This is a genomic window from Paraglaciecola sp. (genome assembly GCF_039943935.1).
Lineage (GTDB): Bacteria > Pseudomonadota > Gammaproteobacteria > Enterobacterales > Alteromonadaceae > Paraglaciecola.
On record NZ_JBDUZQ010000021.1, the window covers coordinates 304,485 to 316,325 of the forward strand.

At 37.5% G+C, this 11,841-nt stretch carries 12 protein-coding genes and 1 tRNA gene; 6 read left to right on the plus strand and 7 right to left on the minus strand.

Going from position 1 to position 11,841, the window contains the following annotated elements; all coding sequences use genetic code 11:
• Nucleotides 1-27: 27 nt before the first annotated feature.
• The 4 genes from ruvX to ABJD71_RS13425 all read right to left on the minus strand — a co-directional run bounded on the left by ruvX (nt 28) and on the right by ABJD71_RS13425 (nt 2,918).
• Complete coding sequence (ruvX, locus tag ABJD71_RS13410) at nt 28-456, minus strand: Holliday junction resolvase RuvX (protein ID WP_348170180.1); 429 nt, start codon at nt 454-456, stop codon at nt 28-30.
• Entirely contained in the window at nt 457-1,014 is a 558-nt protein-coding gene (locus ABJD71_RS13415) for a YqgE/AlgH family protein (RefSeq protein WP_348170183.1), read from the minus strand. It abuts the gene before it with no gap.
• A gap of 6 nt (nt 1,015-1,020) precedes the next feature.
• A complete protein-coding gene (gene gshB / locus ABJD71_RS13420; RefSeq protein ID WP_348170500.1) occupies nt 1,021-1,998 on the minus strand; it encodes a glutathione synthase in 978 nt (325 codons plus the stop codon).
• Between the two features lie 590 nt (nt 1,999-2,588).
• Nucleotides 2,589-2,918: a hypothetical protein gene (locus tag ABJD71_RS13425; protein ID WP_348170185.1), complete on the minus strand. Its 330-nt coding sequence runs from the start codon at nt 2,916-2,918 to the stop codon at nt 2,589-2,591.
• Between the two features lie 376 nt (nt 2,919-3,294).
• On the opposite strand from ABJD71_RS13425, the gene ABJD71_RS13430 reads away from it, so the two are divergent.
• The 5 genes from ABJD71_RS13430 (at nt 3,295) to ABJD71_RS13450 (ending at nt 7,445) form a co-directional block, all read left to right on the plus strand.
• Nucleotides 3,295-3,371, plus strand: a tRNA-Ile gene (locus ABJD71_RS13430).
• Between the two features lie 668 nt (nt 3,372-4,039).
• Nucleotides 4,040-4,822, plus strand: a complete 783-nt coding sequence (locus ABJD71_RS13435) for a glycerol kinase (RefSeq protein ID WP_348170188.1) — start codon at nt 4,040-4,042, stop codon at nt 4,820-4,822.
• Nucleotides 4,823-4,883: 61 nt separating this feature from the next.
• Entirely contained in the window at nt 4,884-5,765 is an 882-nt protein-coding gene (locus ABJD71_RS13440; RefSeq protein WP_348170191.1) for a hypothetical protein, read from the plus strand.
• Nucleotides 5,766-5,790: 25 nt separating this feature from the next.
• On the plus strand, nt 5,791-6,291 hold the full coding sequence (locus ABJD71_RS13445) for an AAA family ATPase (protein WP_348170194.1): 501 nt from the start codon (nt 5,791-5,793) through the stop codon (nt 6,289-6,291).
• A 212-nt stretch (nt 6,292-6,503) separates the two neighbouring features.
• Entirely contained in the window at nt 6,504-7,445 is a 942-nt protein-coding gene (locus ABJD71_RS13450; protein ID WP_348170503.1) for an exopolyphosphatase, read from the plus strand.
• A gap of 64 nt (nt 7,446-7,509) precedes the next feature.
• Here ABJD71_RS13450 and ABJD71_RS13455 read toward each other — a convergent pair whose 3' ends face one another.
• Nucleotides 7,510-8,067 carry a zf-TFIIB domain-containing protein gene (locus tag ABJD71_RS13455; RefSeq protein WP_348170197.1) on the minus strand — a complete coding sequence of 186 codons (558 nt, stop codon included), beginning with the start codon at nt 8,065-8,067 and terminating at the stop codon, nt 7,510-7,512.
• A gap of 196 nt (nt 8,068-8,263) precedes the next feature.
• Here ABJD71_RS13455 and ABJD71_RS13460 point away from each other — a divergent pair, with 196 nt between their 5' ends.
• Nucleotides 8,264-8,860, plus strand: a complete 597-nt coding sequence (locus ABJD71_RS13460) for a hypothetical protein (protein WP_348170200.1) — start codon at nt 8,264-8,266, stop codon at nt 8,858-8,860.
• Nucleotides 8,861-8,887: 27 nt separating this feature from the next.
• On the opposite strand, the gene zapE is transcribed toward ABJD71_RS13460, so the two are convergent.
• Entirely contained in the window at nt 8,888-10,090 is a 1,203-nt protein-coding gene (gene zapE, locus ABJD71_RS13465) for a cell division protein ZapE (protein ID WP_348170203.1), read from the minus strand.
• Between the two features lie 109 nt (nt 10,091-10,199).
• Nucleotides 10,200-11,141: a LysR substrate-binding domain-containing protein gene (locus ABJD71_RS13470; RefSeq protein ID WP_348170206.1), complete on the minus strand. Its 942-nt coding sequence runs from the start codon at nt 11,139-11,141 to the stop codon at nt 10,200-10,202.
• Nucleotides 11,142-11,841 lie beyond the last annotated feature (700 nt).

Consider the following 11,841-nt stretch of genomic DNA (forward strand, 5'->3'; position numbering starts at 1 on the left):
GGCTTAGTTTTCTCTTACATCGGGCGTTTAATACTGAGACTCCACCCAGCTTTCAAAAATCAAACAAGCAGAGACACTATCTACTTTTTGTTTATCTAGCTTTTTATAACCGCCTAATTCGAATAACCTCGCTTTAGCATCCACTGTGGTTAATCGTTCATCACAAGTTTCTACTTTAACTCGATACTTGGCATTGAGTCTGTTAGCGAACTTTTTAGCAGCAAACGTGACTTGTTGATTTGTGCCATCCATATTTAACGGTAAACCCACCACAGCCAATTGTGGCGACCAGTCATCAAACACTTTAGCAACCAAGTCCCAATTAGGAATACCATCTACGGCCTTCAACGCGTCTAATGGAGAGGCGGTTCCTGTAATTTCTTGACCAACAGCAACACCAATACTCTTGGTACCAAAATCAAATGCCAGTACTGTGCGTTGTCCTTGCTTAGCCACTTATGCGTGGCCTACGTCTGGCCCTAGTTGCCAAACATCTACCCCAAGACGATGCACTGCAGTCTCCCACTTTTTATGGATTGGCACATCAAAAAGTAGTTCTGTATCAGCTTCTACCATTAACCAAGAGTTAGTTTGGATCTCTTCTTCTAATTGACCCGCAGACCAACCTGCATAGCCTAGAATCACTAAAGACTTTTCAGGTGCCTGTGCATTCCCCAGAGACGAAATAATATCTTTAGACGTAGTGACCATAATCTCAGGCGTCATAGTTAAGCTAGAGCTCCAACCGGGTTGCGAGGTGTGCAAAATAAACCCTCGATCTTGACTGACTGGGCCACCAGCAAGCACAATTTCATTTGCTTTAGCATCAATTACTTCGGCATTTTCATCTACCTGGTTAACCAACTCTTTTAACTCCATACCTACAGGCTGATTTATCACCAATCCCATCGCCCCACTTTCGTTGTGTTCACAAATATAGGTTACTGTTCTTGTAAAGTAAGGATCTTCCATCGAAGGAGTCGCTATCAACAGATAATTTTGCAAACTTTGCATTAGGTCTTAACCTTCTTTAGTAGAGCTGTTACGAATAGCTGCAACTCGTTTTTCGATAGCGTCAAACAACATACCAGTAATATTGACATCATAAGCCGCTTCAATTTCTCGAACACAAGTAGGACTCGTCACATTTATTTCCGTCACTCTGTCGCCAATTACGTCAAGCCCAACAAAAATAAGCCCTTTTTCTACCAGTAACGGCGCTATAGTTTCAGCAATTCTTAAATCAGATTCAGATAGAGGTTGAGGACGACCGGTTCCACCAGCAGCTAAATTGCCACGGTTTTCACCTTTTGTGGGTAATCGAGCCAAAGCATATGGCACTACTTGTCCGTCTACAATTAGAATACGTTTATCGCCATCTTTGATTTCAGGTAAAAACTTTTGAAACATAGCATAACGAGAACCCAGCTCTGTTAATGTCTCAATAATAACTCCTAAGTTATTGCCGTCTTCTTTAACCCTAAAGATTGACGTTCCGCCCATACCGTCTAATGGCTTACAGATAATATCTTGGTGCGTTTTATGGAATTCACGGATAAGTTTTGAATCACGTGTAACTAAAGTATCGGCGACTAAATCTGGAAACCAAGACGTAAATAACTTTTCATTAAAATCCCGTAGACTTTGTGCTTTATTCACAATCAAAGTACCGCTTTGCTCAGCCAACTCAAACATGTGTGTGGCATAGATAAACTCGTTATCAACGGGAGGGTCTTTACGCATTAAAATCACGTCAAGATCAGCCAAGCTCAAATACTGTTCTTGCTGTAACGTAAACCAATTACTTACATCTTGCTGCACTGACAAGCCCTGCATACGAGCCATCGGTTTACCGTTTTGCAAATATAGGTCGCTCATTTCCATATAAAACAACTCATACCCACGTTGTTGTGCATCTAACAACATGGCAAAACTAGTATCTTTCTTTATATTAATTGAAGTGATGGGGTCCATCACTATACCGAGTTTAATAGTCAACATGGTTCCTTTAAGGCGCTGTAAGGGAATGCTATTATTCGCCTTATCATAGATGAGTTTGATCTTGAGGGTATTATTGCAAAATTCAAGGACGATTGTTCACAAAAACCACGCCCAAAGCCATCCAAGTATGAAGCGACACCTAAATCGAAAATCAATTTCAGCGTTACAGACTTCTTTAAGCCAGCTTTCAGCTTCTTCTATAGTAGCCATTATAAGATTATTTGCTTATACACTGCATAAAAAAAGGGCTGTGCCTTACAGCAGCAGCCCTTTTAAATCCAAGGAACAATACATGTTTTAGGTTTCCCTAATAAATCATGTATTCATCGGTCACTACTCCGACAATTTAAGTGTAGAAGCGTTATATTACTAAGGAACGAAAACGTGACGAAATACCCAGTAAGTAAGACAAACTTCACAAAAAACTGAACGAGACATATTTAGTTACTAGCTTGAAATCAACTGCAACATTTGGCCACATCTTCACTTCCTTTATCGAAATAGGCTATGTCAGGGTTGTAATGAGTATGTGTGAAACTAAAAAGCCCTGATAACAGGGCTTTAATAAATACTCATTTGGCAATGCTTTAAAAAGCATTCTCTTGATGGATTTTGATAAACAAGGGAGTGCCATATTTACTATAATCAACCTTGTACTCTTTACCATTAATAGTTTGAACGAAGACTAAAATCTTCTCTTCGCCAAATACATCTATACTACTAATGTCTACTTTTTCGAGGTCTAGAGACTTGGCTTCTCGTTTATTCTCAGGAATAGGCCCAGAGTATTCTTTAATTCCTTTATGGCTTACAATTACTGGCGGGTGGTCATCTCCGTTTACAATCAATAAATCTAATTTTCTGATTTTATGGATAATGGTATTACGACCACTTACTAAAAAAGGTTTTTCTGTCACTTTAATCTCCAATTCAATGCGTGAAATGCATCTAGTACAGAGAAGATACCAAAGTTTATTTGGCCTTGCACCTGTTAGTTATAGGGCAATAAAATCTGACTGGTGTTCTTTTTCTATACAAAACTTTACCATTACAAGGTTATTTCTAACTAAACTTACATTTCTAGGTAACTTAAGAGTTTAAATGAAGGTTAGATCAACTCACCATTTTAAGGAGATCTAAAAGAATAAAAATAACTACATTAGGCTTAGCTGATGAAAAATCCAGCAACCAAACTTTTTTATATAACAAGTAAGATGACAACCCCGAAAAAACTGATTATACTGCGGCTCGATTTTGGTTAGCGTAGCTTTTCAAAATCATTATGTTAGATGTGGCCCTTTAGCTCAGTTGGTTAGAGCATACGACTCATAATCGTCAGGTCCCCTGTTCGAGTCAGGGAAGGGCCACCATTTCTTTAATGCTATTCAAGCATAGTATCTTTTAACAATAATTTGTCATCCGCTTTAAAAGCTTACCCATTTAACTCTAAAGCCAAGCAATCGTTATCCTTAGCAGGCCGACTCAAAAAGAAGCTAATACTTATACTTTCTAAAATGTGGTTGTACTAAACACAAACTTAAAAACACTCAAGTAAATAGAAAACTCTCTGAAAACAAACGGTTTAGTTGCCTACATCTATGAATGTAAACCAACTCTTGTGATAAACGGCAAAAGTCGTGGCAAATTGTCTCAAATAGCCCCTCTAATCCTTCTAGTTTAATTTTAATGTCATGCTTAACGCTTTACATCAATCGTTCTAATTTGGGAGACCTTACATTTACAAATGTAAGTAACCGTTGTATGGCCTAGTAGAACTGTAAATTTACTATTTTATGAAAGTTATGTTAGGTAGACGCTTACATTCTACTTTTATATCACTCTAATGCCCTTTAAGAATTGATGGGGTGTTTTTCTATGGCGTTTTACGTTTTAATAACCCAATAATTTTTAACCTAATTCTGGCTTAAAGTGGCATAACACTTTTCCAAAGGGGCAAAGTATTAAATACTTTTCAACTACGGCGTTGGCCAAACGACAAAACTTAGAGCCTAAAGTTTTATTCTCAAAACTCCTTGAGGTGAACTTTATTATTCGGGAGTCTGATAAATGGCAACTCACAGCTAAAGGTAAACTTGCCGGAGGTAAAATCAAAACTTCAGTCAAGCTTGGCAACTATATCGAATGGCCAGAGAGTTTCGATCTAAGTAAACTGCCAGCCCATCAAACGCCAGATACCCCAGTAGCAATAATCACCTCCACTAAACTAGCGGGATACTTAGGCATAACTGCGAATAAGCTCAATCATATTTTTTCAGAGCTGGGCTGGCTTAAAAAAAGCTTAAAAGGTTGGGTTGCAACTGAACATGGCCTACATCAAGGAGCGCGTCAAAATGAAGACTCACGTACCGGTATCCCATTTGTGAAGTGGCCCGAAACACTTACTGATTCATCGGTACTGTTAGGCTCAATTAATGCACTGTCAGAATGCCAAGCTAACATTCGTGATAACAACCAAGAAACATCAAAAAATTACTGCTCTGTAGATGGTCATTGGGTAAAATCTAAAACAGATATGCTCATAGACAACTGGCTTTATATGGCAGACATTACTCATGCTTATAATCGCAAATTACCTATTGAAGAAGAAATATGGTGTGCTTTTTATATCCCAATTGAAAATGTGTATATTGAACACTGGGAAAGTAAACTAGATGTAAAGTTACAAGCAAAAAAAAATAAGAAACTCGCAATTTATAAGAAAAACAAATTCAAACTCATAGAGCTAACTGACAAAGATATACAAAACCTTGACGAAGTTTTACCACGCCAATTACTTAAATTTGGCATACAAGCTTATTAATACAAGCTATATATATAGACACAGCGTGGTTTATTTAACTCAACCAATGGCAACCTATACAATGAAACACACAGCGTTATTACAACAAGTGCTCACTACATTGATATTGTTATCACTGTCTTTTGATTCATTTAGCCTTGATAAAATTAAAGTTCTTAGGCCCCTATTAAAGTCTGATAAACGAACTCAGCATAAAGACGAAGTAATTTATAGAGCACTTGAAGCAACTACGCCTGAATTTGGCCCATTTACATTTGAAACAGTTGATGTGGATATGACTCCGGGCAGAGCATTTTCTTCAATGAAAACGGGGGAGTTAATCAACACCTATGTCGCACCTGCAAACCGACTTTGGGATCGAAGTACTATCCCAATCAAAATACCAATAAGAAAAGGATTACTCAGTTATAGGTTACTCCTGATAAACCAATTAGATTTGCCAAAATTTGAAAAGGTGAAAACCCTAGATGACTTAAATCACTTGACGGCAGGGCTACAGAAAAACTGGGCAACAACCAAAGTATTTAATGACTCCAATATTAATATGACAGTATCTCATACCTTTGAAGGGCTATTTTTAATGCTAGAAAAACAGCGCTTTAATTACATTCCACGAGCAATATATGAAGTATTTGATGAGTTAAATAACCGAAAGTCACAGTTAAAAAATATTATAGTTGAACCAAACTTAGCTCTTCACATTCCTATGGCAACCTTTGTCTATGTTTCTAAAGATTACCCTGAAATCGCAAAACGAATAGAAGCTGGCCTAAAAAAAATGGTAGCTAACGGTGAATTACAGGCCATTTTAAACAAATATTATGCTGAAGACATTGATAGAGCTAATTTAGAAACTAGACGGATAATTGAAATCAAAAACCCATATTTTGATGAAGAAAACCAATCCATCATTGAAGATAAAGACCTTTGGCATGGACATTAAGTTTCAGCAAAAGTGAGAAGATAGTTTGAAAAAAATTGTAATATTTGGAAATTCGGGCTCAGGTAAATCTACACTTGCAAAACACCTATCTAAGAAAGAAGGTCTGGCACATCTAGATTTAGATACCATAGCTTGGTTACCTACCAATCCACCCCAACGAAAACCACTAACTGACGCCGAATATGAAATTTATAATTTCACAAATAATCATGATAGCTGGGTTATTGAAGGCTGTTATAGCGACCTACTTGAGCTAACATTAGATTCAGCCACAGAAATTATTTTTATGAAGCTATCTATTCAAGACTGTATTGCCAACGCTAAACAACGCCCTTGGGAATCACATAAATATGCATCAATAGAAGACCAGGACGCAAATTTAAATATGTTAATCGAATGGATTTCTGAATATACAAACAGGCGTGACAGTTTTTCATATACAGCTCATCAGGCTCTCTTTCAGAAATTTATGGGTAATAAGACCATGTTCACTAATAATGAAGAATCTTCTATCAGGATAAAATAAAACAACTTCAGAAAAAATCGTATTGAAACATATATACTCAAACTCAAAATACAACCTAACCATTTGATTTTGTTATTAAAAGTAAAAACACCACCAATACCTTGGTATTCAAGGACATACCTACAAACACCTGAACAGGTATTACTCTAATCCTAACGTATCTATGCACAATGTGCATCACCGACCAAGTTAGGAGAATGACCTTGTCCACCATGACAGCTTTAGAAACTAAATTTAGATTAGTGACCCGCAGTGATTTTGATGGTTTAGTTTGTGCCGTTTTATTGCAAGAATTAGACTTAATTGATGACATAAAATTTGTGCACCCCAAAGATATGCAAGATGGTGCAATTGATATAACGGCCAATGACATTACAACCAACCTACCCTATGTCGACGGCTGCCATGTCGCCTTTGATCATCATTTAAGCGAAATTTCACGAAGAGATGGTAAAGCTAAAAGTAATCACATTATCAACCCAGACGCCCCTTCTGCTGCGAGAGTAGTGTATGAATACTATGGCGGGCATGATGTTTTCCCTGAAGCATGGGACGAAATGATGGAAGCAGTAGATAAAGCAGATGCTGCACAATTTAGTAAAGACGAAATATTGAATCCCAAAGGGTGGGTACTCCTAAATTACCTAATGGACAGTCGCACAGGTCTTGGGCGTTTCAAAGACTTTAGAATTTCTAACTATCAGTTGATGATGGAATTAATAGATTGTTGCCGTAATCAATCTATAGAAGAAATCATTGCATTACCTGATGTTCAAGAACGTGTGGCCCTTTACAAAGAGCACACAGAATTATTTACAGAGCAAGTTAAACGCTGTGCAACTGTTTTCCAAAATGCCGTTGTTTTAGATCTCCGTGATGAAGATACTATCTATGCTGGAAATCGCTTTATGATTTACGCACTATTTCCAGAATGTAATATCTCAATACATCAAATATGGGGCTTTCAAAAACAAAATATCGTATTTGCAATAGGAAAATCAATTTTAGATAGAAGCTCTAAAACTAATGTGGGTGGGCTATGTCTTCAGTTTGGAGGTGGTGGTCACAATGCAGCAGGAACCTGCCAAGTGCCTGAAACTAAAGTCAACGAAACCAAAGCAGCATTAATACAACAAATCACTACAGACGGTTAATACCTTAAAGTAGACACATCAACTATTACAATAATAGCGGCATAACAAGCCGCTTTTTTTAACGTTATTTTTCAGCTGAATACGGATCTTCAGCAAGAAGGTAAGCTCTTAAATCAGACTTTTGCTCTTGAGATAATAGCCAAGTTCGTATCTCTTTAATCTTATTGTAGTTATCGCTACCAAACTTAGTTTCGTAAATATCCGCAAAGTTTTGCTTTGAACTATCTTTTCGAATATTTTTTTGCCAATGCTGGGTAATAACGGCATTTAAACAACCAGCTAATCCCTCAGATTTAAGTAGCTCCCATTCACCTTTATCTAACCAGAGCCCACCAATAAGAGCACTGTAATCGAGCTTATGTTCACTTTTAGCAGAAACCCTAAACTTGCGCATAATAGTTTGAGTAACCGGGCAAAGTAAGGCATTTTTACTGTCAGAGGTGTCTAACTCAGAAACATCTATATTTTCAGAAAATTTATAATCTGGGTTTCGCTCTTTCCAAGACACATAGTCTTCAATCAACACCCAATTACCACCACAATTTGAGCAAGTATGAGCTCGAAATTGACCATCAATAAAACTAGGATTTAACTTCCCATCTTTACAACTTGTACACTTCATAACAATCCTTTTGCACTCAAGTTAAATTAAATAATACCAACCAATACACGTTAAGTCACTACTCGTCAAAAAGTTGTCATGAAAGTACATTCAAAAAAACCAAGTCGTATGTAGTTGATATTTAAGAAAATTAAATGCATGGTACAAAGTATGCTATTTAGGCGTAGTGGTACATTTTATTCAGGCGATGCCTTAAGTGACAGTACAAAACTCAACACCTATAATCATAAATACGTTAACTCCCCCTTCTCATCAGAGACTGGTCACGAGTGTCTTAGCAAACACCTCTGTATTAGATTATTTACTCCCCGAATTAACTAGTTGGCAAACAGTTAAACAAGAAGCACTAAAGAAAGTTGACGACTATATATTGCTAGAAACAAAACAGGTGTTGCAGCGTATATCTACAGCTATTTCCCAAATAGTTTTAAGCGACCAATGCCACTTTACTATCAAGATAAGGCCAATGGGCGCAACGAGTACTTTAGAAATAAAAGCAAATCTTGCAGAAAAACCAATGCTACTGAAGCATATAAACCATGATAAATGGTTAGTGGGGGCAATGGCATGGCTATGCCCTAACTACATAGCATTGGCCCATTCTCAGGAGTTATTGTCATTTTCGTATCTATATGAGAAAAGCAAACAAGAGGCACACAGACATTACCAACACTTTTCACTGAAAGACCAAGGCATATACTGCTATCTAGATTGCAGCGTGGTAAATGGGAAGCCCAATTTGAGTTGGTGCGTAAAATCACCAAAAACAAACTTTACCATAGAAGAACCGTAGCCTTGCACTTATCACTCCATTAAAGGGCTACTTTAAGCGACTCAATTCTATCAAACGACTATAGGTTCGCCTAAACTCAAACAACAAGGCCCCTTCTTGATAAAGCTCAGCGAGTGGTACGTCTGAACTCATATATAAAGTTACATTTTGATCGTATAACTCATCAATCAAACTAATAAAACGTCTTGCGCTATTATCAGAGCTAGCATATTCCACCTTTCGCCCCCCAGTGCTTAGGGCTTGATTCTCGCCAACTCCATCTTCGGTACCTCTTGCTTTAATCCACCCTCTAACTTCACCACCAAGATAAGGCACATCACTTAGCAAGACTGTTGTAAAACGATTAGCGATTTCCATATAATCTAATTGAGACCTGTGGCCATCACATAGCGTTTTAAAATCAAACCACACAACAGGTTTGATCCCTCGAGTTTCTACACAACGCACCACCGGAATACTCCGGTTACACACTATTATTTGCCTAACACTCGCCTTCTCATCGTTAAGGTTTTGGGTTAAATCCGTAAAGGTTTTCTGAAAATCTAACTCACCAACCAAACCTATATTTGTAGAAGGCTTACGAGTGTCCATATTTTTAAATGAAGTTAAACGATGATCTTGCTGACCATCAAGGTGTATAGCTTGAGTATATTGCTGTAACAAAGCAATAAACGGCAAGAACTTATGACGGGCTAAACCATTTTCATATAAACGCTCTATTGGAATATTTGACGTTGCCACCAAGACGACGCCCAATGCAAACAAGCGCTCAAATAAGCCAGCTAAAATCATTGCATCCCCTATGTCAGACACAAAAAACTCATCAAAACATAATACTCGGCAATTTTTCGCTAAATTTTCGACGATGCTATTTAAAGGATTTTCTTCACCTGAGAGCTCATGCAAATCTTGATGTACCCTTGCCATAAAATGATGAAAATGCAGCCTTTGTTTACCTTCACCCGGTAGACATTGATAAAACAAATCCATCAGAAACGTTTTACCTCGACCAACATCCCCCCAAAGGTATACACCTCTAACAACTCCTCTAGTTTGAGGTGTTGGGCTTGTCACTTGTCCAAATAATTCATCTAATGCCTGAATAGCTGCAAACTGAGAAAGGTCCGACACTAACGTCTTCCCCAACAGAGATTGATACACTTGAAAGGGCGATTGTTTTTTTTGGGAGTTAATAATTATTACACCATTAAACTGAGAGGTAATTGACATAAGAAACACAAGTAAGATGAAGGTTGTAAACGCAAACTATTTATTTATTAGAAATAAATTAACCCGCGATTGAACTAAATCTTATTTTATCTCTCTGATTATATAGTTTTTATGTGTGTGTTCTTTTAAAGCCTGATTTGTCATCAGGCTTTTTTTTTGCAGACAACTCTTCTTTCAGCCACTCAGTAAAAACCTTAACCCGAGTAATACGTGGCGACTCCTCGTCATATAATAATGAAAACTTTAAGCCTGGTTCAATTTGAATATCAAACGGTTTAATTAACGCACCTGAATCAATTAAGTCTTGGGCCATACTGCCGGCGGTTAAAAATACTCCATGGCCACTTAATACTGCATTGATACCCATTTCCCAAGTGGTCACTTCCATCCACTTAAAATAGGTAGGATCAATATCAACCTTGGCGAGCTTAAACCAGTCATTCCAACTAAATCCATCTCGCCCTACACCTATCGCCTCTACCAACCAACATTGACTGATTCGCTCTGGGCAAGTTAATTTATGGTCTTCATATACCTTAGGCGAGCAAATTGGAAAGACAGGGTCTATAAACAACGTCTCCTGATGCACATTATCAATCACCTTCTCACCTTGACGGATAGCCACATCGATATCTGAATGGCGTACATCTTCGTATTGCGCCGAAGCGACAGCTCGAACTTGAATATCTGGATGTACAGCAGAAAACTTCCACAACCTTGGCACTAACCATCGAGAGCAAAATGAAGGAGAAGCAGTAACCGTTAATAAGCCATTCTCTGGCTCGGTTTGAATACGATCAAAACCATAAGACAGCTCACTGAACGCTTTAGCGACAGACTCAGCCAGAGTGTTACCTTGCTTAGTTAAACCCATAGAGCGACCTTGGCGACTAAACAGTTTAACCTGAAAATGTTCCTCAAGGTTTCTAATTTGTTGGCTAACAGCAGCCTGAGTAATAGACAACTCATCAGCCGCCAAACTGTAACTTTGATGCCGAGCAGCTGCATCAAAGCAGCGTAATAACGCAATATGTCTTAAACGCCTATCCATTAGTTTAACTTATATTAAAGGTAAATTTTGATTGTTCGTAATATTGCCACAAAAAATACAAGATGTACTCCATAAACAGGAGAATAAACATGTCAGAAAAAAGACTTAAGACCACTACAAACAAAGAGCCCAAGCTAAATAACAGTTCAGCCACAAAGTTTAAAAAGTTAAACTTATGGCTAAATAAAATAGGAAAGGCTTTAAACACTCAACAGCAAGCAAAATATAAGTAATCATTAACTCTAATATTAATAGGTGGTTAAGTTAAAATTACCTACCTGTGTAAGTACGAATAAATCGACAAAAGAGTGTGCTTAATAGCACCACGCAAAGCAAGCTATTATCGAACAAGCGCAAATCTAAAGTGGTATGTGGCAAATTACTCTAAGAAATAAAACAATCGCACAAAATCGGCCCTTGCATCGCACCAGAAAAGTGCGGGTAAATTTTAAACCAAACTAGTTTTGCACCATAATTTACCCCAATACTTTGTAAGGTATTAATGTGTAAAAATTAAACATTTAAATGTTAACCCTTTAAAATCTGCATTTTTTCTGTGTACCTCAATAGATACAGCACGCTGAAAAACCCAAAGGGTTTGGTGAAATACAAGTATAAAATAATCATAAACATCAATAGCTAATGTATCCTCACCTTTGCAACAAAGGTAGCATTAAAAACATAAGAGCAATGTCTCTAT